Genomic DNA, 22,170 nt, shown 5'->3' on the forward strand with positions numbered 1-22,170 from the left:
ACAACCGCACGCACGGCTGCATGGCTTGCGTCGAGGGCGATCGCGTACCGGGCGAACTGCGCCGGATGCGCGCGATGCCCGCCAGATGCGCCCGTCGCACGACGATATGTCGTGCCATGCCTGCTGCCAACGCTTTACCGACATGGCCATCACCTACAAGACTCCCGAAGACATCGCGCGCCTGCGCATCTCAGGCCGGCTCGCCGCCGACGTGCTTGCCATGATCGGCGAGCACGTGAAGCCCGGCATCTCGACGGGCGAACTCGACGCGATCTGCCACGACTACATCGTCGGCACGCAGAAGGCGATTGCCGCGAACGTCGGTTACATGGGTTTTCCGAAGACGGTCTGCACGTCGGTCAATTCCGTCGTGTGTCACGGCATCCCCGATCGCGGCGAGATCCTCAAGGACGGCGACATCATCAATATCGACGTGGCCGTCATCAAGGACGGCTATTTCGGCGACACGAGCCGCATGTACACGGTCGGCGAGCCGAGCACGGTCGCACAGCAGCTGATCGACACGACGTATGAGGCGATGCTCGCGGGCATCCGCGAGGTGAAGCCGGGCGCGACGCTCGGCGACGTCGGTCATGCAATCCAGAAGATCGCGCAGCGCGAAGGCTTTTCGATCGTGCGCGATTACTGCGGGCACGGCATCGGCAAGGTCTATCACGAGGACCCGCAGGTGCTGCACTACGGTCAGCCGGGGCAAGGCGTGCGCCTGAAGCCGGGCATGGTGTTCACGATCGAGCCGATGATCAACGCGGGCCGCGCCGGCACGTCGGTGATGCGCGACGGCTGGACGGTCGTGACCAAGGACCGCTCGCTGTCCGCGCAGTGGGAGCACATGGTCGCCGTCACCGATGAAGGCTACGAACTGCTCACGCCGTGGCCCGACGGCACGGGGCGCTACGAGGCACCCTGAAGCGCGACCATGAAGCGCCGCCATGAAGCGCCGCCATGAAGCGCGACGGCGTGCCGGAGCGGCCAGCAAGCTGACGGCGCTCAATGCGCTCGCGGCCGCTCGCGCAGGGATGCGATGCAAAATGCCCTGCCTCGCGTGTGCCGGTTTTGCAGCCGCCTGTCAACCCATGCGCGCTGGGTCGCACTGCGCCGAATTAAAGATTTGACTCACGCGTCGGTTCGGTTAAAGCTACGCGCTAGCGCTTCACCCGGATGACACAAGGGATTTAAGGGATTTTCGAACGCATGAGTCCTTCACTGACCGTTCGCCGTATCGCAGCCGATCAGGGCGTCGTCTTCCGCGAGCTTCGTACCGCCTCGCTGCGCGAAGCGCCTTACGCATTCGGCGAGACGCTGGAAGAAGCGCTGTCGGCCGATGCGTCCACGTTCGAAGAAACGGCCGCGCGGCACGCCGCCTCGGCCACCTCGACATCGTTCATCCTTTACACGGAAGGGCATCCTGCCGGTCTGATCGGCGCCTGCTTCGAGGACGCGCCCTCGCATCGCGCGTTCGTCAGCGAGTTGTGGGTCGCGCCCGCCGTGCGGCATCTGCGCGGCGGCGAACTGCTCGTCAACACGGCGAGCGGGTGGCTCGCGGGCGCGGGCGCCACCGAAATCTACGCCTGGATCGCCGACGAGAACCGTAACGCCATGCGCTTCTACGAGCGCCTTGGCTTCGGCCCGACGGGCGAGCACGAGCGTATTGCGCGCGCGCCGGACCAGTTCCAGACGCTGCTCGTGCGGCACGTGCCGCAAGAAACGGCATCGGACGACGCGGCGAACGGCCAGGCCGGTTAAGCGCTTCCTTCGCCGTTCGCCGTTTTCGGGCGTTTCCTGGGCGCCTGTCCTGACCGCATCCTTCCCACTTTTTGTCGATCCGTCCGGCCTGGACCAGCACGCACGCGGCATTTTCCTGTCGCGTGAAGACTTATTGGCAAAAATGCTCACCGTTCGCCAGGACGCCTGTAAAATACGCAAAATTTTTTGCCGAACGCTATGTCGCCGAAGAAATCGCCATTTTTTGAACTGCGCAGTGGCGCGGTCGACACATTGCTGTTTGTCGTCAAGACGACCAACCTCGATGAGATGCGTGCCGAGCTGACCCGGCGCTTCGAGGCGACGCCCGAATTCTTCGCGAACGACACGGTCGCAATCGACGTGCGCCGTCTCGCGGAAAACGAGCGCGTGCCGCTCGCGGATATCGCGAAGCTGCTGGACAGCGTACGCATGCGCCCCATCGGCGTCGTCGCCGACAGCGCGCAGCACGCGTGGGCGAACGAAGCCGGGCTGCCGCTGCTCGATGCGCGCGACGCGCGTGACGCTCGTGTCAGCAAGAGCAACCCGGACGCAGGCGGCGACCAAGCAAAGGCTGCGGCCACGGCGAAGACCGACACGGCGCCCGCTGCAGATGCTGCCGCGCGCGAGCCGGAGCAGGCCGGGTCGGCTGCGGCGGAACCCGTACGCATCGGCACCTCGGCGCAGACGATGGTGGTCGACAAGCCGCTGCGTTCAGGTCAGCGCATTTACGCGAAGGGCGATCTCGTCGTGCTCGGCATGGTGAGCAACGGCGCCGAAGTGATCGCGGAAGGCAACATCCATATTTACGCGCCGTTGCGCGGCCGCGCGCTGGCGGGCGTGCACGGCAATCACGACGCGCGCATCTTCTGCACGTGTCTCGAACCGGAACTGATCTCGATCGCGGGTATTTACCGGACGACCGAGAACCCGCTGCCTGCCGACGTTCACGGCAAGCCGGTGCAGATCTGGCTCGAAGATGAAAAGCTGATGATCGAACCGCTGCGGCTCACCTGACGCGTGCGCCGCGCATGCAGAGCGCGCGCTGCGCGATGGAACTCCCGCCGGACTCAATAGACGAATAGACGAACACAAGGTAAAGGGTAATGGCAAAAATCATTGTGGTGACTTCGGGCAAGGGTGGCGTAGGCAAGACGACCACGAGCGCGAGTTTCGCTTCCGCGCTTGCGTTGCGTGGTGCGAAAACGGCAGTGATCGATTTCGACGTGGGCCTGCGCAATCTCGATCTCATCATGGGTTGCGAGCGCCGCGTGGTGTACGACCTGATCAACGTGATCCAGGGCGAAGCCAACCTGAACCAGGCGCTGATCAAAGACAAGAAGTGCGAGAACCTGTTCATCCTGCCGGCATCGCAGACGCGCGATAAAGACGCGCTGACGATGGAAGGCGTCGAGAAGGTCATCAACGACCTGATCGCGATGGACTTCGAATACATCGTTTGCGATTCGCCGGCGGGTATCGAGTCGGGCGCGTTGCTCGCCATGCACTTCGCCGACGAAGCGCTGATCGTGACTAACCCGGAAGTCTCGTCGGTGCGCGACTCGGACCGTATTCTCGGCATTCTGTCGTCGAAGACCAAGCGCGCGATCGAAGGCAAGGAGCCCATCAAGGAGCATCTGCTGATCACGCGCTACAACCCGAAGCGTGTGAGCGAAGGCGAGATGCTGTCGCTCACCGATATTCAGGAAATCCTGCGCATCGACCTGATCGGCGTGATTCCGGAGTCGGAAGCCGTGCTGCATGCGTCGAACCAGGGCTTGCCTGCTGTGCACCTCGACGGCACCGATGTCGCCGAAGCGTACAAAGACGTCGTGTCGCGTTTCCTCGGCGAGCAGAAGTCGCTTCGCTTTACCGATTACCAGAAGCCGGGCCTGTTGCAGCGCCTCTTCGGCACCAAGTAAGGGGGGCGCACGTGATGTCGATTCTTTCGTTTTTGCTGGGCGAGAAGAAGAAGTCCGCGTCGATAGCGAAGGAGCGCCTGCAGCTGATCATCGCGCACGAGCGCGTAGGCGGCAAAGCGCCCGCCGATTATCTGCCCGCGTTGCAACGTGAGCTCGTCGCCGTGATCTCGAAGTACGTGAAGATTTCGGACGACGATATCCGCGTCAATCTCGAACGACACGACGACCTCGAAGTGCTCGAGGTCAAGATCGAGATTCCGCAGGCTTGAACGGTCTGTAGCTTCTGTAGCGTGACGCGCGTCGCCGTTGTCGGGTGGCGCGCCTTGCTGTGCCATCGGTTTTCGTGCGCGCATTCGCTGCGCACTCTCCGCGGATTCTTCCCCGTCGTTCCTCCCGAAATAATCCGTTGCACTTGAGGGCATGCGGTAACACCTCCGCTGTCAGCCCTTTCGTCACCTCGCGCATTGAACGGACAACGCCGTCATTCGGTGCTGACACAAGAGGTGAAAACGTGAACAAGTCGATTCGTCTGCTCGCAGCTTCCGCTGTGCTCGTGGTGTCCGGTCTGTCCGCCGCGGGGTCGGCGTCGGCTGCGGAAGTGATCGTCGTGGCGCCGTCCGCGCCGCCTGTCGAGCGCTTCGAAGCCGTGCCCGCGCCGCGCGTGGGCTATGCGTGGGACAAGGGCCACTGGCGCTGGGACCACGGCCGCTACGTGTGGGTGCCGGGTCACTGGCAGGCCGAGCGGGTCGGCTATCACTGGGTGCCGGGCCACTGGGTCGCGCATGGTCCGAACTGGCGCTGGGTGCAAGGCCACTGGGCGTGACGCCCGGGTGAATCCAACCAGCGGGCTCTGATGGCGCGTGTTGACGGCATCGCGCGCGGCCATCCGCCCGTTCTCCGAACGCGCCCGAGAGCGCGCTTTATCGCAACCATCAAGGGAGTCGTCAAATGAGAAAAAGGACCTTGCTCGCGATCGCCGTGCTGGCGGTCACGTTGGCCGGTTGCGTCGTCGTACCGGCACGTCCGGTGTATTACCATCCGGTCGGCGTCGTCGTGTACTGACGATTGTGGGAGGTCGGGCGCGTCTCTGCGGGACGCGCCCGATTTTTTCGGGCGGCAATGGCGAAAGCCAGTCTGCCGCAAGTTCAGTCTTTTGCTTCGCTGCGCGTGGCCGGCCGTTCTTCGTCACGGCGCTCTTCTTCGACTGAAGGCGCCGCAGTGGAAGGCTCAGGCGCGGGAGCGGCGGGCGTCATTGGCGTCATATAGCGCTGCGCCAGCGCTTCGTACAACGGCGGCGCGAACACGCTCGATATCCGGCTCGATATGAGCGCCGTCGCCATCAGCGAGATGACGAGCGCGTGGCCGTTGATCATCTCCATCACGATCACGAACGAGGTGATCGGCGACTGCGTGACAGCCGCGAGATAGCCGACCATGGCGAGCGCTATCAGCATCGGCAGCTGCATGTCGCTGAAGGCCATGTGCAGCACGTTGCCGAAGCCCGCCCCGATAGACAGCGATGGCGCGAAGATGCCACCCGGAATCCCCGGCAGATACGAGCCGATCATCGACGCCATCTTCAGCAGCGGATAGAACACCGACAGATGCTCGGTTCCGTACAGCAGCCCGCGCGCTTCCGCGTAGCCGCTGCCGAAGGTGGTGCCGCCCGACACGAGACCGATCACCGCAATGGCCAGTCCGCACAGCGCCGCGAACGCGACAGGCCGCTCGTTGTTCAGGCTGAGCAGCGGCGCGGGCATCCAGCGCCCGGTGTTCAGCAGCAGCCAGCCGAACACGCCGCCCGCGATACCCGTCACGATGCCCGTGATGACGACGGCCACCGCGAGCGAATCAGGGAAATGCGTGCCGATGTCGATCGTGCCGAAGTACGTGTAGTTGCCGTTCAGCCCAAGCGCGATGATCCCGGCGATGATGATGGCCGTGATCAGCACGCCGCTGGCGCGAGCCTCGAAGCTGCGCGTGAGTTCCTCGATTGCGAACACGATGCCCGCGAGCGGCGTGTTGAAGGCCGCCGACAAACCGGCCGCCGCGCCCGCCAGCACCAGTTGGCGTTCGATCAGCGCGTTCGAGCGCGGGTAGAGGCGGCGCAGGTTGAACATCAGCGCTGCGCCGACCTGCACGGTCGGTCCTTCGCGTCCGATCGTGAAGCCGCCGAGTATCGCGAGAAACGACACCAGAATCTTGCCGAGCAGAATGGGAAACGTGAGCAGCCGCATGCCGGCGGCGCTGGTGTTGGAATGCAGCGTCGCAATGACCTGCGGGATGCCGCTGCCTTCGGCGCCGCGAAAGAGGCGTCGCGTGAGCCAGACGGACAGCGCCGCGACGGCGGGCGTCAAAAACAGCGTGAGCCACCGGTGCTCGTTTTGCAGATGAAGGAAAGCGTTGTAACCGAAGTCGATCAGCCGCGCGTAGAAGACGGCCGTGAGGCCGACGGCGATCGCGCCCAGCCAGAAGATGCCGTACTGAGGCCACAGGCGCCGTACGCGCCGGCCGATGCTCGAGGACAGCAGGGGTGTCCGTGACATGGGGAGTCGGGCTGGGAAATGGCAAAATTATAGTCGCCTCGCGGGCGGCGGCGCGGCGAAAACGGGCCGGATGTCTGCCCGAACGACCGGGCGGCGGGCGGCGGCCTGTCAAGGGAAGTAACGTCTGGTAACTACGGCGCAGGTCCGGCAAGATTCGACGCTGCCCATTTTGCGGGCAATTGTCGGAGCGGTCGGCTAAAATTGCAGATTGCCAGCGAGCAGCCATAGCAGCCACAACACGGGCCATCAATGAAGCGAATTCTCATCGTCAAAGTCACCTCCATGGGCGACGTGATACAGGCTCAGCCGATCGTATCGGATCTGAAGCGCGCGTTTCCCGGCGTCGAGGTCGACTGGGCAGTCGACGAATCGTTCGCCGAGATCGCCCGCTGGAACCCCGGCACCGACCGTGTGCTGTGCGCGCCGCTGCGCCGCTTCAAGAAGGCGCGCCGCTGGTCGGATTTCAAGGCGATCTGGCAGTCGATCGCCGAACTGCGTGCGTATCGCTACGATGTCGCGCTGGATATCCACGGCGTCTACAAGAGCGCGATCATCTCGTTCCTGTCCCGTTCGCGAAAGCGCCTCGGATATGGCAACCAGCATCTCGGCGAGCGCGGCGCCGCGTTTGCCTATACGGGCCGGTTCGCGCCGCCGCGCGATCGCAATGCGTGGAGCGGCATGCGCGAGACCGTCAGCACGGCGCTCGGTTATCCGCTCGACAATCCCCCTGACTACAACCTGCATATTCCCGCGCCGGCCAGGCCGCTCGTCGATACGGGCGGACGCCCGCTGGCGATGTTGTTCCACGCGGCATCCAAGGACGACAAGAAGTGGCCGGCGGCGCACTGGATCGCCATCGCGCGGGACCTTGTGCGGCGGGGCTTTCATGTCGTCGTGCCGTGGGGGTCGCAGGCGGAGCGCAGCGAGGGGCTCGCGATCGTCGATCAGGTGGAAGGCGCGGAACTGCTGCCGCAACTAAGCGTGACCGAAATCGCCCAGGTGATCGCTGCGTCGGACTTCGTGATCGGCGTCGATACGGGCTTCGTGCATCTGGCGCACGCGCTCGGCAAGCGCACGGTGATGATCTTCATCGCCACGTCGCGGGAAACATTTGAGAACAACGTGCCGTTCCGGTCGGTTTCGATTGGGGACGGCAATTCGGTGCCGCCCGTCGCCGAGGCGCTGGCCGCCATCGATCACGTGCACGCCGCCCCGCCCGGTCTCGGCGGGCAGGGGCAATCGGTCGCCGCGGCCTGAGGCCGGCAGGGAAAGCGGGCGGAGCGGAGAGAAAAAAGAAAAGAGGCGCACGCGCAATCGTCCAATTTCGGACGCCGTCGCGAGGCGCCTCTGAAAAGCCCGCGCCTGAAGCGCGCGGACCGAGAGGAAACCTGCAGAACAAACCTGTACAACATTCGTAGAGACCGCGCGGATGTGAACAAGTTCAAACCAATTTCGATCTTTTTCGAATTTTGCGGCGATGCTTCGCGCGGGATTCGCGTCGGCCGTTTGCCGGCGGCATCTGACGATAGATTCGCTCGATGCGCTCGCAATCGTCATTGCGCGTATTACACGCCTGTTAAAACTGTCGCTTTTCTTTTTGCTTTCAGGGGCGCGTGCCGCGCGCCTCGCCGGCCCTCGCGTCGCAACGTACTCCCATTCTGTCGTAGCTTCTCCCGCCAAGGCTCTCCAGGCGGCCTTCATGCGTTTTGCCTGGCGTCTTCTCGTGCCGCGCGCCCGTCATCGCGTGCGTTCGAGGCGCAGCGCGGCGCTCGCCGCCTGTAACACAAGCACAGCCGATGCTTACAAATTGCAACGGCCGCCGCCGTCGGGTTCGTGTTCAATCGAGGTCATTCGGGGTTCGCTCGAATAAAACGATACTGACTCGAAAGGGAGAAAAAACGTGAAACGCTTGATCCTGGCTTTGACGACGGGCGCGCTGCTGGCGGCATCGCTGAGCGGCTGTATCGTGGTGCCGGACGGTGGTGGCTATCACCATCACGGCTACTACTATCGCTGATCGGGCAATGGATGCTGGTGGCCGCTCAGGCCATCAGCACTTCGAAAGCGACAACAGCGGCGATCGCGGCCAGATTGGCGGCCACCGTTTCGACGACGATCCCTTCCAGCTCACCGGCCTGAAGCGCAGCGCGAGCAGCAGCGAGCCAGGCAGCGCCAGCGCGATGATGACGATATCCGCGTCGCCTAAACGAAAGTTCATCGATGCCTCCCCGTGCAGCATGATTACGTGAAAACGGCGGCAAGCACGGGAGTTTCCCGGCTCTCGTTCGTACGGACTCACGCTTCTCCAACAGGCTCACAAAATAAAAACGGCCCCGGCGCAGTGCATCGCGCCGGGGCCGTTTCGCTTTCGGCTTACGCCTGCAGCCGATGAATTACATCAGCCGCGTGTCGCGCGTTTCGCGCATGCACAGCACGCCGACCATGCTCACCACGGCGGCAGCGGACACGTACAGTCCCACCCACGACAGGCCGCCCTTCGCCGCCAGCATCTGCGCGATGTAGGGCGCCACCGATGCGCCCAGAATCCCGCCCAGGTTGTACGCGACGCCGGCGCCCGTGTAGCGCACGTTGGTCGGGAACAGTTCGGGCAGCAGCGCGCCCATCGGTGCGAACGTGACGCCCATCAGGAACAGCTCGATGATGAGAAACAGTTGCACGAGCGGCATCGAGCCGCTGCCGAGCAAGGGCGCCATCGTGAAGCCCGACAGGATCGCGGCGATACAGCCGACGATCAGCACCGGCTTGCGCCCGAAGCGGTCGCTGGCCCATGCGGACAGCGGCGTCGCGAGCGCCATGAAGACGACCGCGACGCACAGCATGCCGAGGAAGCTCTGACGCGAGATATGCAGCGCAGACACGCCGTACGACAGCGAGAACACCGTCGAGATATAGAACAGCGTGTAGCAGACGACCATTGCGAATGCGCCGAGCAGCACGGGACCGAGATGGCGGCTGAGCAGCGTCGCCACGGGCACGCGCACGCGCTCCTGACGGTCGATCGCTGCCTGGAACGCCGGCGTTTCCGCGATTTTCAGACGCACGTACAGGCCAAGCGCGACCAGCACCGCGCTGACGATGAACGGCACGCGCCAGCCCCAACTGCGGAACTGTTCGTCGGACAGCGACAGCGCGAGGCCGAAGAACAGGCCGTTGGAGGCGAGAAAGCCGATCGACGGCCCGAGTTGCGGGAACATGCCGAACCAGCCGCGCTTGCCTGCCGGCGCGTTCTCGGTTGCGAGCAGGGCGGCGCCGCCCCATTCGCCGCCGAGGCCGATGCCCTGGCCGAAGCGCAGTACGCACAACAGGATCGGCGCGAGGCTTCCGATCGAGTCGTAGCCGGGGACGAAGCCGATCAGCGTCGTCGACAGGCCCATCACCAGCAGTGACGCAACGAGCGTCGATTTGCGGCCGATGCGGTCGCCGAAGTGGCCGAACAGGAACGAGCCGATTGGCCGCGCGATGAACGCGATGCCGAATGTGACGAACGCCGACAGGGCTTGCGCCGTCGCCGAGCCGTGCGGGAAAAACACCGGGCCGATGACGAGCGCGGCGGCTGTTGCGTAGACGTAGAAGTCGTAGAACTCGATCGCGGTGCCGATGAAGCTCGCGAAGATCACGCGCGAAGCGCTGCTCTTTCGGTCTGCGCCGGGCTGTGCGCTGGAAAGGGGCGATGTGGACATGCAGGGTCTCCAAATGTCGTGACGCAGCCGCGGGGCGGGCGGCGTGCGTTTGTGCGTCTGTATATGCGTCTAGGCGCGGGGCGAAGCGGGTGCGCGCGCCATTGTGCCCACATCGTGGCGAACAGCGGTGCGGGCGAACCTGCTACGCGAGACGTTGCGTGTGCAACGAGTCGACAGCTTGCAACGTGCTGACGGGATTGCGCGCGTTGCGTTGCCGTCGGAACGGCTGAAGCGGCGCGAAAGCGAGGCACGATGCAAACCGGGCGGACGCGCGCGCGGGTGGCGCGGCAACGTGACGGTCGCGCTGCGCGCGGCGGGCGGGTGGGCGCGCGGCACGCAGCGATGGCCGGAGATTCCGGCGGATATTTAAAAAATTATAGCGAGGGCGGGCGGCGCACAGCAAGGCGCGCGCCGGGTGTTGTTGCTTGCGGCTTCGTAGGAGCGGTTCGGTTCGCGGTTGTGTCCGCTTCCGTTTCGTTCAGATGCGCTTCGGTTCGCTTCGATTTGCGCTCGCGGCAGGCAGCCGAACAATGGTGGTCGAGCCGCTGCTTTCGCGGAAACCCCTGGCGCACCGGGCGAGTTTTCAATCGATCGTTTGTGCCTGCGGCGACGCGAACGTGCGCAACTGGAACTTGCCGTTGTCGTTGAAGAGCCAGTCTTCGAACATTTCCACCTGGCCCTTGGCGTTCAGCAGCTTCGGCGGCGGCAGAGGCAAGGGCGCCGAGCGTCGCAAGGTCGCGAGCGCCGTGCTCTCCGCTTCGTCGTCGCCGTTCGTGCGATAGACGTTCGATGCGACGATCTGTCCATTGCGATCCACGATGAACGACACGACGACGAGCGAGCGTAGCATCGCCTGCGGATTGCCGCGCAGCACATACGACGGATTGCGTTCGATGATGCGTTGCGCGACGACCGAGCGGTACTGATCGAGTGTCAGGCTGTTGATCGCGGCGGGCGGTGGCGTGACGACCGCGGGTCGCTCCGGCGGCGTGACGGTGAAGTTGCAGCCTGCGCAGAGCAGCGCGAAGGCGAGTGCCGCTGTTCGCCTGAATGTTGGGTTGATGCGGCCGGGAAGCGAGAGGGTAGACATCACAATAACTCGCACGCGAGATGTATCTTCATCGTAGACGATGCGTGTTGCGATTCAATGAGCGTTGCTACGGATGTGAGCGGTGGCGCGCATGCGTGGGGCATGGCGTTGGCGCGGGCAGCGCGTTGACGATATTTTGCAAAGGGGGTGCGGTAATGCGCGAACCTGTTTCGATTCCCGCTTCGTAAATCTCCACATGGACAATCTTATCGAAAGAGCGGGAGACGCTGACGCTAGGCCTGACTCTGCAACATCGACGCGCATCCGTGTCGTTCGTTGGGACGCGTCGATGCGTGCTCGAAAATCTCGCGTTTCAGAATATCGTCTATGCGATCGAAATCCTCGCGCCAGGCATGCCGCGATTCGAGAAAGCGCAGCACAGACTCGCGAAGGCTGAACGATGGACCGACAAGCAGCCGGGAGTCGTGGCGCAGGTTTGCTCGACGTGCGGGGCGGAGCTTGCGGTTGAGTTTGACTCGTTAGAGATCGAGTCGCAGGCAAGCTGAAGAAAGTATCTGGCGGAGGGTGTGGGATTCGAACCCACGGAGGCCGTAAAGCCTCGCCGGTTTTCAAGACCGGTGCATTCAACCGCTCTGCCAACCCTCCGAGCCCGAAATTGTAACCTGGAACGCCACGCCGTCGGGCAACAAACCACGAGCCCGCTCACGAATCCTTCAAAAACAGCCCTTGAAGATCGTTGAGGAATGCCTGGCCGAGCGGCGTCGGCGCGATCTTTTCGTAGTCGCGCGTGATCAGCCCGCGACGCTCCGCTTCCAGCAACGCCGGCTCGATCGATGTCATCGGCAGACCCGTGCGCTCGATGAACCGATGCACCGGAAACCCTTCCACCAGCCGCAGCGCATTCAGCATGAATTCGAACGGCAGATCGCGTGCGCCGACTTCATGCTCTTCCTGCACGGCATTGCCCGAACGCGCCTCTTCGATGAACGTCGCGGGATGCTTGTAACGCATCTGCCGCAGGATGCGGTTCGGAAACGACAGCTTCGTATGCGCACCCGCGCCGATGCCGAGATAGTCGCCAAAGCGCCAGTAGTTCAGGTTGTGCTTGCTCTGCCGATGGGGCTTCGCATACGCCGACACCTCGTAGCGCTCATAGCCCGCTTCGCGCGTGCGTTCGTGAATCCAGTCCTGCATGTCGGCGGACGAATCGTCATCGGGGAGCGGCGGCGGAAACTTCGCGAACAACGTGTTCGGCTCGAGCGTCAGGTGATACAGCGACAGATGCGGCGGCGCGAACGACAGCGCCGTCTCGATGTCGGCCTGGCATTCGGCGAGAGTCTGCTTCGGCAGCGCGAACATCAGGTCGAGATTGAAGTTGTCGAATGTGTTCGCGGCCACCTCGACGGCATGGCGCGCCTGCGCCGCGTCGTGAATGCGGCCGAGCGCCTTCAGATGCGTCTCGTTGAAGCTCTGGATGCCGACCGACAGGCGGTTCACGCCGCTTGCGCGGAATTGCGCGAACTTGTCGGCTTCGAACGTGCCGGGGTTCGCTTCGAGCGTGATTTCGGCGTCGGCATCGAGCGGCAGCAGCGCGCGCACGTCGGACAGGAGACGATCGAGCCCCTTCGCCGACATCAGGCTCGGCGTCCCGCCGCCGATGAACACCGTATGCACCTGCCGTCCCCACACGAGCGGCAGCGCCTGTTCGAGATCGCTGCGCAGCGCGTCGAGGTAATCATCCTCGGGAAACGCGCCGCCTTTCGACTCGTGCGAGTTGAAGTCGCAGTACGGACACTTGCGCACGCACCACGGAAAGTGCACATAAAGCGCGAGCGGCGGCAGCGAGGTCAGACGGATGCTGCCGGGCGACGTGAAGGCCTTGATCACGCCGGCTGCCGTCGTGGATGCGTGGCTCACTGCTCCTCCTTCAGCCGCGCGAACAGCTGTTGCAACGCCATCGCGCGGTGGCTGCTCGCGTTCTTCAACGCGGGCGCGAGCTCGGCTGCCGTCGCGTTCAGCGCGGGCAAAAAGAAGTACGGATCGTAGCCGAAGCCATGCGCGCCGCGCGGCGCATCGAGCATCTCGCCGTGCCAGCGGCCTTCGGCGATCAGCGGCTCCGGGTCGTCGGCGTGGCGCACGAGCGCGAGCACGCAGAAGTAGTACGCGCGGCGATCGCTCACGCCGTTCAGTTGTTCGACGAGGCGCGCATTGTTCGCCGCGTCGCTTTTCTCGCCGCCCGCAAGTTGCGCGTAACGCGCCGAATACACGCCAGGCGCGCCGCGCAATGCGCGCACGCACAAGCCGGAATCGTCGGCGATGGCGGGCAGACCTGTCAGCTTCGATGCATGACGCGCCTTCGTCAGCGCGTTCTCGACGAAGGTCGGATGCGGCTCTTCCGCCTCCGGCACGTTCAGCGCGCCTTGCGGGATCAGCTCGATGCCCGCTGTGCCGAACAGCGCCGCGAACTCGCGCAGCTTGCCCGCGTTGTTCGACGCGAGCACGATCCTGCCCAGCGCGTTGTCTTTTCGATCAGTCACCCTTCAACTCCAGTGCTTCCTTTTGCTTGTCGATCAGCGTCCTGATGCCGCTTTGCGCCAGATCGAGCAGCTTGTTCATTTCGTCGCGCGAAAACGGCACGCCTTCCGCCGTGCCCTGAATCTCGACGAAACCGCCGTCGCCCGTCATCACGACGTTCATGTCGGTGTCGCACTGCGAGTCCTCGTCGTAGTCGAGATCGAGCACGGGCAGGCCGTCGAACACGCCGACGGAAATGGCCGCGACGTAATCGTTGATCGGCGAGGTTTCGATGCGGCCGGTCGCGAGCAGCTTCGCGACGGCGTCGTGCGCGGCGACGAAGGCGCCCGTGATGCTCGCCGTGCGCGTGCCCCCGTCGGCCTGGATCACATCGCAATCGATATTGATCGTGCGCGCGCCGAGCCGTTCGAGATCGAACACCGAGCGCAGCGCCCGGCCGATCAAACGCTGGATTTCCTGCGTGCGGCCCGTCTGCTTGCCACGCGCGGCTTCGCGGTCGCTGCGCGTGTGCGTCGCGCGCGGCAGCATGCCGTATTCGGCCGTCAGCCATCCCTGGCCGCGGTCGCGCAGGAACGCGGGCACGCTTTCGGCGACGCTCGCCGTGCAGATCACCTTGGTATCGCCGAATTCGACCAGCACGGAGCCTTCCGCGTGCTTCGTGTAATGGCGCGTGATGCGCACGTCGCGCAGCTGATCGGCGGCGCGGCCGCTGGGGCGTTTCGTGGTGTCGTTCATCGTCGGAATTGAAGGGGATGGAGGGGAAGAGAAGGCGGAAGCAAACCGCAATTTTACCGCCGATCGCGCCGCCGCCGCCCGCGCGCCTCAACCCGATGCGCCGCGCCGGGCGCGCTGACTGCCAGCGCGCCGGCCAATGCGTTGCGCAAGCCGTTTGCCCGGGCTTACCCGAAGGCCGCTTCCGGCAGGTGTCGCCGGTAAAAATGGGATAATGCGCGTTCTCCGCCTCGCGTCTCGTAAACGCCGGGCGACTCGAATCCCTGGTCGTGCGATGCGATGTTCGCGCGGCCACAATCGCGAGACCCATCATGATCTACAGTATGACTGGCTATGCGAGCGCCACGCGCGAACTCGCAGCGGCAACGGGCAATGGCGGCATCAGCGTGTCCGTCGAATTGCGCACGGTGAACTCGCGCTTTCTCGACCTCAACTTCCGCATGCCGGAAGACGTGCGCGTCTGCGAGCCGACGCTGCGCGAAATGCTGATGAACAAGCTGTCGCGCGGCAAGGTCGATATCCGTATCAACCTGCAGCGCAGCGAGCAGTCGGCGAACGCGGGCGCGCTCAATCGCGACGCGCTCGCGCAACTCGCTGCGCTGGAGCGCGCGGTGCTCGAATCGTTTCCGGACGCGGGCCGTCTGCGCACGGGCGAAATTTTGCGCTGGCCTGGCGTGCTCGCCGAGAGCGGTGTGTCGCCGGAAGTGCTGCGCGATGCCGTGCTCGAATGCGGCAAACAGGCAATCGGCGATCTGATCGACGTGCGCGGCCGCGAAGGCGCGCAACTCGCGACCATGCTGCTGAACAACGTCAGCGAGATGGAAGCGATCGTCACGAAGATCACGCCGCTCGTGCCGGAACTGATCGCCAGGCATCAGCAGAAGATCGTCGAGCGGTTGCAGGAAGCACTCGGCATCGCCGCGCCGGACCAGTCGGCGACGATCGTGTCGCGCGAAGAGATCGCCGAGCGCATCCGTCAGGAAGTGACGATGTACGGCATTCGCATCGACATCGCGGAAGAACTGTCGCGCCTCACCGCGCATCTGAACGAAACGCGCCATGTGATTCAAAAGGGCGGCAAGGTCGGCAAGCGTCTGGACTTCATGATGCAGGAGCTGAACCGCGAAGCGAACACGCTGGGCTCGAAAGCGGCCGCGAAGGAACTCGCGGATTCGTCGATGACGCTCAAGCTGCTCATCGAACAGATGCGCGAACAAGTACAAAACCTGGAGTAACGGGAGTCTCACCAGCATGACCGAAACCAAACGCGAAAGCAGCGCGCCGCGCAATCCGTACGCAGGCGTCTATCCCGGCAACCTGTTCATGGTTGTCGCGCCGTCGGGCGCCGGCAAGTCGACGCTCGTCAACGCGCTGCTCGCGCGCGACCCGGCGATCCGTCTGTCGATTTCGTACACCACGCGCCCGCCGCGTCCGAAGGAGCAGGACGGCGAGCACTATCACTTCACGACGGTCGAAGACTTCTTGCAACGGCACGACGCGGGCGAGTTTCTCGAAAGCGCGGAAGTGCACGGCAACTACTACGCGACCTCGCGCGTGTGGATCGAAGAGCAGATGAAAAGCGGCCATGACGTGCTGCTCGAAATCGACTGGCAGGGCGCGCAGCAGGTGAAGAAGCAGTTCCGCAATGCTGTGGAGATTTTCATCTTGCCGCCGTCGCTCGAAGCGCTCGAAGAGCGTCTGAAAAAGCGCGGCCAGGACGAGCCGAACGTGATCACGCGACGCCTTCTCGCAGCGGGCAGCGAGATGGCGCACGCGGCGGAAGCGGAGTACGTCGTGATCAACGAAAACTTCGACCGCGCGCTCGCGGAACTGCAATGCCTCGTGTCGGCGACGCGCTCGCGCTTCGCATCGCAATACGCGCGCCACACGGACCTCTTCATGCAGCTCGGCATTCACTTGCCGCACGCGTGATACGGGCGAGGTCGGAAGGACATAAGGTAGAATAACCAACATACAGAGAAGGAATTTTCAACATGGCCCGCATTACCGTCGAAGACTGTCTGAAACAGATCCCGAATCGCTTCGAACTGGCGCTTGCCGCGACCTATCGCGCACGTCAGCTCGCTCAAGGCCACACGCCGAAAATCGAAAGCCGCGACAAGCCCACGGTGGTCGCGTTGCGTGAGATCGCGGCTGGCCAGGTTGGCGTCGAAATGCTGAAGAAGGTGCCCGTCTAAGGCGCGCTTCAACGTTTGATCGTCATGTAACTCAACCCCATGCGTGCAGACGGCACTATCGACACGGAGGCGACCATGAGCACCGACCCCTCGCCATCCGCCACGGAAGTGGACCACGCTGCCCACGAACACGATAGCGACTCGCCATCGTCTGCACGCAAGTACATCGACGCGGTCCTCGAACAATCGTTTCGTCATCTGTTCGGACCGACCGCCACGCCGGAGCAGCCGCGCCGGCATGACGTCGTCTCCATCGCCAAGCTGACCACTGCGCTTTCGGACTACCTGAGCCCGGAAGAGATCAAAGAGGTCAAGGCGGCCTTCCACTTCAGCGACGAAGCCCACCTCGGGCAATACCGTCAAAGTGGCGAACCCTACATCACGCACCCGGTTGCCGTCGCGGAAACGTGCGCGGCCTGGAAGCTCGACGCGCAGTCGATCATGGCGGCGCTGCTGCACGACGTGATGGAAGACCAGGGCGTGACCAAGACCGAACTCGCGGAGCGGTTCGGCCCGAAGGTCGCGGAACTGGTCGACGGGTTGTCGAAGCTGGACAAGATGGAGTTCCGCAGCCGCGAGGAAGCGCAGGCGGAGAACTTCCGCAAGATGCTGCTCGCGATGGCGCGTGATGTGCGCGTGATCCTCGTTAAGCTCGCGGACCGGCTGCACAACATGCGCACGCTCGGCGCCGTGCCGCCGGAAAAGCGCCGCCGCGTCGCGCGCGAAACGCTCGATATTTATGCGCCCATCGCGCACCGGCTCGGCCTGAACAATACCTATCGCGAGCTGCAGGACCTGAGCTTCGCGAACTTCAATCCGCACCGTTACGCGACGCTCGAAAAAGCGGTGAAGGCTGCGCGCGGCAATCGCCGCGAAGTGGTCGGCAAGATTCTCGAGTCTGTGCAGCGCGCCATCTCGGACGCGAAGCTCGATGCCGAAGTGACGGGCCGCGAGAAAACCATCTTCAGCATCTACAAGAAGATGCGCGACAAGCAGTTGTCGTTCTCTCAGGTGCTGGACGTGTACGGCTTCCGCGTGGTCGTCGAGAACCCGCTCGAGTGCTACACCTGCCTTGGCGCGTTGCATGCGCTCTACAAGCCGGTGCCGGGCAAGTTCAAGGACTACATCGCGATCCCGAAGGTCAACGGCTATCAGTCGCTGCATACCACGCTGGTCGGCCCGTTCGGCGCGCCCATTGAATTCCAGGTGCGCACGCGCAAGATGCACGAGATCGCGGAAGCGGGCGTCGCCGCGCACTGGCTGTACAAGAACGGCGGCGCCGATCTGAACGACGTGCAAAAGCGCGCGCATCAGTGGCTCAAGTCGCTGCTCGACATCCAGAGCGAAGTCGGCGATTCGAGCGAATTCCTCGAACACGTGAAGATCGACCTGTTCCCGGATGCCGTCTACGTGTTTACGCCGAAGTCGAAAATCATGGCGCTGCCGCGCGGCGCCACGGCGCTCGACTTCGCGTATTCGATCCACAGCGACCTGGGCAACCAGTGCGTCGCCGTGAAGATCAACAATGAACTGCTGCCGCTGCGCACCGAGTTGAAGAGCGGCGATATCGTCGAAGTGATCACGGCGCCGTATTCGAAGCCAAACCCTGCGTGGCTCGGCTTCGTGCGCACCGGCAAGGCGCGCACCGCGATTCGCCACTATCTGAAGACGATGCGCCTGAACGAGTCGGTGCAGTTGGGCGAACGTCTAGTCGATCAGTCGCTCAAGGGCTATGGCCTCGCGCTCTCCGACGTCACGCCGGAAGTGTGGGACAAGCTCGTGCTGTGGACGGGCAACAAAAACCGTCAGGAAATCTTCGCGGATATCGGTCTGGGCAGGCGTGTGGCGGCTGTGATGGCCAAGCGGATCGAAGTGCTGATGAACGGTCGCGAGGGCCACGACGGCGACGACGATCACCCGCGCGAACATGGCACGTCGACTGCGCCGCCCGTGGTCATCACGGGCACGGAAGGCATGTCGGTGCAGTTGTCGGCCTGCTGCCGCCCGATTCCCGGCGACGACATCATGGGCTACATCGGCATCGGCCTCGGCATGGCCATCCACACCACCGATTGCCGCGTCGCGCAGCGCATTCACCGGCGCGACCCGGGCCGCTGGATCGACGTCGCATGGGCGCCGCAGCCCGGCCGCCTGTTCGATGTCGCGGTCAAGGTGCTGGTCAAGAATACGAAGGGCGTGTTCGCACGCGTTGCCGCGGATATCACGTCCGCCGACGCGAACATCGTTCACATTGCGATGGATGAAGATCAGTCGCAGGAATCGACGGTGTTGCGCTTCGTCATCCAGGTCAGCGACCGTGTGCATCTGGCCAACGTGATGCGCCGCGTGCGGACCAATCTCGACGTGATGCGCATCGCGCGCGAACGGCCGAGCGAAGAAGGGCATCGTCATCACGACGGCGGCATGCGGATCGACCGCGAGCGCGCCGATTACTGAAATCGAAGTTGAGAGGCGGGCGCGTCGCTTGCACATAGTTGGCACGATGACGCTCCGCCTTTGCCTGTCCACAGGAACAACGCGATGAACGTAGCTGATCTCTCCGATCTGGCGCTCGACTACTGGGTCGCCCGCAGCCTGCACGACTTCGTGCGCGAAATCTACTTTACCGACAGCGGGCGCGTCGTCTCGATTCGCGGCAACGATCGTGGCCGCCCGTGGGATGGGCGCTTTACGCCGTCGACATCATGGGAGGCGGCGGCCGTCGTGCTCGAGCGCGCGCAGCGGCTCGAAGTGCGCGATCGCACGCGCGACGGCGCTGCACATTGCGTCGCGGACTTCGAGGGTGGCCACCGCACGGTGTCCGCGCATGGCGAATCGTTGCGGATCGCGCTTCTGAGGGCGTTTGTCCTCAGCCAGTTCGGCGATACCGTCGACGACGTTCTCCGCCAGCCGCAGTCGCTGTTTGGCCCACGGGCGACGCCGATCGGCGAGCAGACGTCGCCGCTGGGCATCGAGAACGAACTGCCGAAACCGGATGGTGAGATTGGCGATATCAAGTCGGCGCCGCGCTGAAGCAACGGGCTGTTCGGTGTCGCCTGGAAGGTTCGCCGCCGAAGAGAAGAGACGAAAAGCGGGAGGGGAAAAGACAAAGGGCCTTCCGGATGGAAGGCCCTTCATGGGTGGCGCGGCTGGCAGGATTCGAACCCACGACCCCTTGGTTCGTAGCCAAGTACTCTATCCAACTGAGCTACAGCCGCACGCTAAACTTGAACTGCTCGGGCGACGCACATACCGCTTTGCGTACACCTCGGTGAAACGAAAGGGCCTTCCCGGAGGAAGGCCCTCGTAAAAAAGTGGCGCGGCTGGCAGGATTCGAACCCACGACCCCTTGGTTCGTAGCCAAGTACTCTATCCAACTGAGCTACAGCCGCACGCAGAAATGAGATTATAGCAAGGTCTCGGAAAAAGGGAAGGGGCGCCCGGGAAATTTGTGACAGTAGCCGTATCATGTAGGCTGGAGATCCGGATGTCCGCTTCAACGCTGAACCACCATGAATAAAGCCTTTGTCAAAGAATCAACTGACGAGAACGACGACGATCTCGAAGCCGCGCAACCCGACATGCCGGCGGGCGCGAAGAACTACATCACGCCCGCCGGCTATCGGCGTCTGCGCGACGAGTTGCTGCACCTGATCGACGAGGCGCGGCCGGAAGTCGTGAAGCTGGTGTCGTGGGCGGCGTCGAACGGCGACCGCTCGGAGAACGGCGATTACATCTACGGCAAGCGGAGGCTGCGCGAGATCGACCGGCGTATCCGCTTTCTCACCAAGCGCATCGATCTCGCTGAAGTGGTGAACAGCAGCCGGCAGGAAAACACCGATCAGGTGTTTTTCGGCGCGACTGTCGAATACGCGACGGAAGACGGCGAGACGCATAAGGTGAGGATCGTAGGCATCGACGAGGTGAATCTGGATGAAGGCCACGTGAGCTGGATTTCGCCCATTGCGCGTGCGCTGCTGAAGGCGAAGGTCGGCGATCAGGTGATATTGCATACGCCTGCCGGGCCGCAGCCGATCGACGTGCTCGACGTGGCGTATCCGACGCGTGAGGAAGAGGAGGCCTGAGGCCTGTACCGTCTAAGAACGCGCAGGCGAATGCTGCGCGAAGCGAGTCCGGCAGAACGCCGGAGTCCGGACGAAAAAAAGGCGCCGCAAGCGGCGCCTTTTTCATGCTGCAAGTACTTCTGATGCTTAGAAGCGGTGACGCAGACCAGCCGTCACAGCAACTTGCTTCTCGTTGCCCGAGCTCGCGCCCAGACCGTTGATGTTGGCATTGATGCCCAAGCCGTTTTCGCTGACTTGCTGATATTCGCCTTGCAGGTACACGTCGGTGCGCTTCGACAGCGCGTATGCCGTTTGCAGGTTGAACTGGTTCCAGTGCGGACGCTGGCCTTCCAGGCTTGCACGCGTGTACGTGTACGAGCCAGCGATGCTCAGAGCCGGCGTCAGCGCGTAACGTGCGTTCGCTTCGAAGTTCTGGAAGTGAGCGCTCGAGCCGTTCAGGCCGACACCACCCGACACGCCCGATGCGCCCTGGCCGATGCCGTTCAGGCTCGACAGGTTCGTTTGCGTGTACACGAGGCCAGCCGTTGCCGGGCCGAACGTGTAGTTTGCGCCTGCACCCCACGTTTGCTGGCGGCCAGCGAAGAACGTGTTGTCGCTCGACACTGCGCCACCCGAGTTGAACGCCGCGCCGCTTGCTGCGCCGTTGCTGTTCAGTTGCAGGTAAGCAGCAGCGAGGTTGAAGCCTGCGAAGCTGTACGACGCGCCAGCGCTGTATGCGCGGTTGTTCGCGAAGCCGTCAGCCTGGTTCGAGAAGCCGTACAACGCGCCGAACTTGAAGCCCGCGTAGTTCGCGCTCTGGTACTTGACCGAGTTGTTGACGCGGAACGAGTTGTTCAGGTTGTCGTTGTCGAACGGGTGTGCGAATTGCGTGCCACCGTATTGCGTGCCCGTCAGCGACAGCGGACCAACGTAGTCGACCATGCTGTCGTATTGACGGCCGAGGGTCACAGCGCCGAACTGGTCGCTTGCCAGGCCAACGAATGCCTGACGGCCGAACAGACGGCTGCCTTGCTTCATCGTGCCGTCATTGATGCCGAAGCCGTTTTCCAACGTGAAGATCGCCTTCAGGCCGCCACCGAGGTCTTCAGCGCCGCGCAGGCCGAAACGGCTGCCGTTCACCGAGCCGCTCGTCATTTGCCAGTTGCTGTGGCCGTGCTGGTTGTTCGTGTAGGTGATACCGGCGTCGATCAGGCCGTACAGCGTGACGCTGCTCTGTGCGTGCGCTGCCGTTGCAAATACGCCCGACAGGGCGGCGACCATGAGAGTCTTTTTCATCTTTGTAACTCCGAGAACAGGATGGGTTTTGGAAACCCAGGCTTGAAGGAAACTTCACGCGAATGCTGCGAGAGGCAAAGTCGCGTGAACAACGCACGGTGACCGACGTGCGTTCGTTTCCGGGTAGGCAAAGTGTAGAGACGTGACCCGCCCGTTGGCCGTTCCGAAATCAGCAATAAAGTATTACGTGATAGGAAATTATCGGGATGGAGACTGAAAGCCTTATTGATAAAGGCTTTGCGGCCGATTGGCTCGTGCCAGCCCCAAGTGTCAACCTTTGCGCGTTGTTCAATTACGACATGAAATGACGTGCGAAAACAACGCAAAAATCGTTGAATAGCGATTGTTGTCAGCTCTGCAATAG

The 22,170-nt window shown here is 63.3% G+C and carries 22 protein-coding genes and 3 tRNA genes; 14 read left to right on the plus strand and 11 right to left on the minus strand.

Going from position 1 to position 22,170, the window contains the following annotated elements; genetic code table 11:
• The first annotated feature begins 142 nt into the window (after positions 1 to 142).
• The 6 genes from map to C2L66_RS03680 all read left to right on the plus strand — a co-directional run bounded on the left by map (position 143) and on the right by C2L66_RS03680 (position 4,506).
• Positions 143 to 928 (plus strand): type I methionyl aminopeptidase, encoded by a 786-nt coding sequence (map, locus tag C2L66_RS03655; protein ID WP_054933997.1) that lies wholly within the window; start codon positions 143 to 145, stop codon positions 926 to 928.
• A gap of 284 nt (positions 929 to 1,212) precedes the next feature.
• Positions 1,213 to 1,764: a GNAT family N-acetyltransferase gene (locus C2L66_RS03660; RefSeq protein ID WP_054933998.1), complete on the plus strand. Its 552-nt coding sequence runs from the start codon at positions 1,213 to 1,215 to the stop codon at positions 1,762 to 1,764.
• A 198-nt stretch (positions 1,765 to 1,962) separates the two neighbouring features.
• On the plus strand, positions 1,963 to 2,778 hold the full coding sequence (gene minC / locus C2L66_RS03665) for a septum site-determining protein MinC (RefSeq protein WP_060601964.1): 816 nt from the start codon (positions 1,963 to 1,965) through the stop codon (positions 2,776 to 2,778).
• 89 nt (positions 2,779 to 2,867) lie between these two features.
• Positions 2,868 to 3,683 carry a septum site-determining protein MinD gene (minD, locus tag C2L66_RS03670; RefSeq protein WP_054934000.1) on the plus strand — a complete coding sequence of 272 codons (816 nt, stop codon included), beginning with the start codon at positions 2,868 to 2,870 and terminating at the stop codon, positions 3,681 to 3,683.
• Between the two features lie 14 nt (positions 3,684 to 3,697).
• Entirely contained in the window at positions 3,698 to 3,952 is a 255-nt protein-coding gene (minE, locus tag C2L66_RS03675; RefSeq protein WP_007583338.1) for a cell division topological specificity factor MinE, read from the plus strand.
• Between the two features lie 242 nt (positions 3,953 to 4,194).
• Positions 4,195 to 4,506, plus strand: coding sequence for a YXWGXW repeat-containing protein (locus C2L66_RS03680; RefSeq protein ID WP_060601963.1), 312 nt, complete (start codon positions 4,195 to 4,197; stop codon positions 4,504 to 4,506).
• 322 nt (positions 4,507 to 4,828) lie between these two features.
• On the opposite strand, the gene C2L66_RS03685 is transcribed toward C2L66_RS03680, so the two are convergent.
• Positions 4,829 to 6,229 (minus strand): chloride channel protein, encoded by a 1,401-nt coding sequence (locus tag C2L66_RS03685; protein ID WP_060601959.1) that lies wholly within the window; start codon positions 6,227 to 6,229, stop codon positions 4,829 to 4,831.
• Between the two features lie 249 nt (positions 6,230 to 6,478).
• On the opposite strand from C2L66_RS03685, the gene waaC reads away from it, so the two are divergent.
• On the plus strand, positions 6,479 to 7,486 hold the full coding sequence (gene waaC, locus C2L66_RS03690) for a lipopolysaccharide heptosyltransferase I (RefSeq protein WP_060601956.1): 1,008 nt from the start codon (positions 6,479 to 6,481) through the stop codon (positions 7,484 to 7,486).
• 793 nt (positions 7,487 to 8,279) lie between these two features.
• Here waaC and C2L66_RS41155 read toward each other — a convergent pair.
• The gene (locus C2L66_RS41155; RefSeq protein WP_167352338.1) at positions 8,280 to 8,447 is read right to left on the minus strand and encodes a hypothetical protein; all 168 of its coding nucleotides are present in this window, start codon (positions 8,445 to 8,447) and stop codon (positions 8,280 to 8,282) included.
• Positions 8,448 to 8,622: 175 nt separating this feature from the next.
• Positions 8,623 to 9,930 carry an MFS transporter gene (locus C2L66_RS03700; protein ID WP_060601950.1) on the minus strand — a complete coding sequence of 436 codons (1,308 nt, stop codon included), beginning with the start codon at positions 9,928 to 9,930 and terminating at the stop codon, positions 8,623 to 8,625.
• 178 nt (positions 9,931 to 10,108) lie between these two features.
• Between C2L66_RS03700 and C2L66_RS03705 the strand changes: the two genes are divergently transcribed.
• Positions 10,109 to 10,300: a hypothetical protein gene (locus C2L66_RS03705; RefSeq protein WP_148654585.1), complete on the plus strand. Its 192-nt coding sequence runs from the start codon at positions 10,109 to 10,111 to the stop codon at positions 10,298 to 10,300.
• A 213-nt stretch (positions 10,301 to 10,513) separates the two neighbouring features.
• On the opposite strand, the gene C2L66_RS03710 is transcribed toward C2L66_RS03705, so the two are convergent.
• The 5 genes from C2L66_RS03710 to rph all read right to left on the minus strand — a co-directional run bounded on the left by C2L66_RS03710 (position 10,514) and on the right by rph (position 14,251).
• Positions 10,514 to 11,020, minus strand: a complete 507-nt coding sequence (locus C2L66_RS03710; RefSeq protein ID WP_054934006.1) for an energy transducer TonB — start codon at positions 11,018 to 11,020, stop codon at positions 10,514 to 10,516.
• Between the two features lie 516 nt (positions 11,021 to 11,536).
• A tRNA-Ser gene (locus tag C2L66_RS03720) sits at positions 11,537 to 11,626 on the minus strand.
• A gap of 57 nt (positions 11,627 to 11,683) precedes the next feature.
• Positions 11,684 to 12,898, minus strand: coding sequence for a radical SAM family heme chaperone HemW (gene hemW / locus C2L66_RS03725; protein ID WP_060601944.1), 1,215 nt, complete (start codon positions 12,896 to 12,898; stop codon positions 11,684 to 11,686).
• On the minus strand, positions 12,895 to 13,518 hold the full coding sequence (rdgB, locus tag C2L66_RS03730) for an RdgB/HAM1 family non-canonical purine NTP pyrophosphatase (RefSeq protein ID WP_060601942.1): 624 nt from the start codon (positions 13,516 to 13,518) through the stop codon (positions 12,895 to 12,897). The genes hemW and rdgB overlap by 4 nt, the downstream gene beginning before the upstream one ends.
• Positions 13,511 to 14,251, minus strand: a complete 741-nt coding sequence (gene rph / locus C2L66_RS03735) for a ribonuclease PH (RefSeq protein ID WP_054934009.1) — start codon at positions 14,249 to 14,251, stop codon at positions 13,511 to 13,513. Before rph ends, rdgB begins: the two co-directional genes overlap by 8 nt.
• A gap of 308 nt (positions 14,252 to 14,559) precedes the next feature.
• Between rph and C2L66_RS03745 the strand changes: the two genes are divergently transcribed.
• From C2L66_RS03745 to C2L66_RS03765, 5 genes are all read left to right on the plus strand, one after another.
• Entirely contained in the window at positions 14,560 to 15,483 is a 924-nt protein-coding gene (locus C2L66_RS03745; protein ID WP_035989873.1) for a YicC/YloC family endoribonuclease, read from the plus strand.
• A gap of 16 nt (positions 15,484 to 15,499) precedes the next feature.
• The gene (gene gmk / locus C2L66_RS03750) at positions 15,500 to 16,180 is read left to right on the plus strand and encodes a guanylate kinase (RefSeq protein ID WP_035989876.1); all 681 of its coding nucleotides are present in this window, start codon (positions 15,500 to 15,502) and stop codon (positions 16,178 to 16,180) included.
• 62 nt (positions 16,181 to 16,242) lie between these two features.
• Positions 16,243 to 16,446, plus strand: a complete 204-nt coding sequence (rpoZ, locus tag C2L66_RS03755) for a DNA-directed RNA polymerase subunit omega (protein WP_006025620.1) — start codon at positions 16,243 to 16,245, stop codon at positions 16,444 to 16,446.
• A gap of 75 nt (positions 16,447 to 16,521) precedes the next feature.
• Positions 16,522 to 18,903, plus strand: coding sequence for a RelA/SpoT family protein (locus C2L66_RS03760; protein ID WP_054934042.1), 2,382 nt, complete (start codon positions 16,522 to 16,524; stop codon positions 18,901 to 18,903).
• An 84-nt stretch (positions 18,904 to 18,987) separates the two neighbouring features.
• Positions 18,988 to 19,479: a phage protein NinX family protein gene (locus tag C2L66_RS03765; RefSeq protein ID WP_060601937.1), complete on the plus strand. Its 492-nt coding sequence runs from the start codon at positions 18,988 to 18,990 to the stop codon at positions 19,477 to 19,479.
• 108 nt (positions 19,480 to 19,587) lie between these two features.
• Here the strand turns inward: C2L66_RS03765 and C2L66_RS03770 are convergent.
• Together C2L66_RS03770 and C2L66_RS03775 are read right to left on the minus strand one after the other, a co-directional pair.
• Positions 19,588 to 19,664, minus strand: a tRNA-Arg gene (locus C2L66_RS03770).
• Positions 19,665 to 19,761: 97 nt separating this feature from the next.
• Positions 19,762 to 19,838 (minus strand) — tRNA-Arg (locus C2L66_RS03775).
• A gap of 120 nt (positions 19,839 to 19,958) precedes the next feature.
• Here C2L66_RS03775 and greB point away from each other — a divergent pair.
• Entirely contained in the window at positions 19,959 to 20,531 is a 573-nt protein-coding gene (gene greB, locus C2L66_RS03780) for a transcription elongation factor GreB (RefSeq protein WP_054934011.1), read from the plus strand.
• Positions 20,532 to 20,657: 126 nt separating this feature from the next.
• Here the strand turns inward: greB and C2L66_RS03785 are convergent, their stop codons facing one another.
• Positions 20,658 to 21,806: a porin gene (locus C2L66_RS03785; protein ID WP_054934012.1), complete on the minus strand. Its 1,149-nt coding sequence runs from the start codon at positions 21,804 to 21,806 to the stop codon at positions 20,658 to 20,660.
• Positions 21,807 to 22,170: the final 364 nt, after the last annotated feature.

The sequence above is a fragment of the Paraburkholderia caribensis genome, assembly GCF_002902945.1.
Taxonomy (GTDB): domain Bacteria; phylum Pseudomonadota; class Gammaproteobacteria; order Burkholderiales; family Burkholderiaceae; genus Paraburkholderia; species Paraburkholderia caribensis.

What these genes read in the sequence shown, in the direction of transcription:
- map (WP_054933997.1), top strand. Translation starts at nt 143, where the DNA reads ATGGCCATCACCTACAAGACTCCCGAAGACATCGCGCGCCTGCGCATC.
- C2L66_RS03660 (WP_054933998.1), top strand. Translation starts at nt 1,213, where the DNA reads ATGAGTCCTTCACTGACCGTTCGCCGTATCGCAGCCGATCAGGGCGTC.
- minC (WP_060601964.1), top strand. Translation starts at nt 1,963, where the DNA reads ATGTCGCCGAAGAAATCGCCATTTTTTGAACTGCGCAGTGGCGCGGTC.
- minD (WP_054934000.1), top strand. Translation starts at nt 2,868, where the DNA reads ATGGCAAAAATCATTGTGGTGACTTCGGGCAAGGGTGGCGTAGGCAAG.
- minE (WP_007583338.1), top strand. Translation starts at nt 3,698, where the DNA reads ATGTCGATTCTTTCGTTTTTGCTGGGCGAGAAGAAGAAGTCCGCGTCG.
- C2L66_RS03685 (WP_060601959.1), bottom strand. Translation starts at nt 6,229, where the DNA reads ATGTCACGGACACCCCTGCTGTCCTCGAGCATCGGCCGGCGCGTACGG.
- waaC (WP_060601956.1), top strand. Translation starts at nt 6,479, where the DNA reads ATGAAGCGAATTCTCATCGTCAAAGTCACCTCCATGGGCGACGTGATA.
- C2L66_RS41155 (WP_167352338.1), bottom strand. Translation starts at nt 8,447, where the DNA reads ATGAACTTTCGTTTAGGCGACGCGGATATCGTCATCATCGCGCTGGCG.
- C2L66_RS03700 (WP_060601950.1), bottom strand. Translation starts at nt 9,930, where the DNA reads ATGTCCACATCGCCCCTTTCCAGCGCACAGCCCGGCGCAGACCGAAAG.
- C2L66_RS03710 (WP_054934006.1), bottom strand. Translation starts at nt 11,020, where the DNA reads ATGTCTACCCTCTCGCTTCCCGGCCGCATCAACCCAACATTCAGGCGA.
- rph (WP_054934009.1), bottom strand. Translation starts at nt 14,251, where the DNA reads ATGAACGACACCACGAAACGCCCCAGCGGCCGCGCCGCCGATCAGCTG.
- C2L66_RS03745 (WP_035989873.1), top strand. Translation starts at nt 14,560, where the DNA reads ATGATCTACAGTATGACTGGCTATGCGAGCGCCACGCGCGAACTCGCA.
- gmk (WP_035989876.1), top strand. Translation starts at nt 15,500, where the DNA reads ATGACCGAAACCAAACGCGAAAGCAGCGCGCCGCGCAATCCGTACGCA.
- rpoZ (WP_006025620.1), top strand. Translation starts at nt 16,243, where the DNA reads ATGGCCCGCATTACCGTCGAAGACTGTCTGAAACAGATCCCGAATCGC.
- C2L66_RS03760 (WP_054934042.1), top strand. Translation starts at nt 16,522, where the DNA reads ATGAGCACCGACCCCTCGCCATCCGCCACGGAAGTGGACCACGCTGCC.
- C2L66_RS03765 (WP_060601937.1), top strand. Translation starts at nt 18,988, where the DNA reads ATGAACGTAGCTGATCTCTCCGATCTGGCGCTCGACTACTGGGTCGCC.
- greB (WP_054934011.1), top strand. Translation starts at nt 19,959, where the DNA reads ATGAATAAAGCCTTTGTCAAAGAATCAACTGACGAGAACGACGACGAT.
- C2L66_RS03785 (WP_054934012.1), bottom strand. Translation starts at nt 21,806, where the DNA reads ATGAAAAAGACTCTCATGGTCGCCGCCCTGTCGGGCGTATTTGCAACG.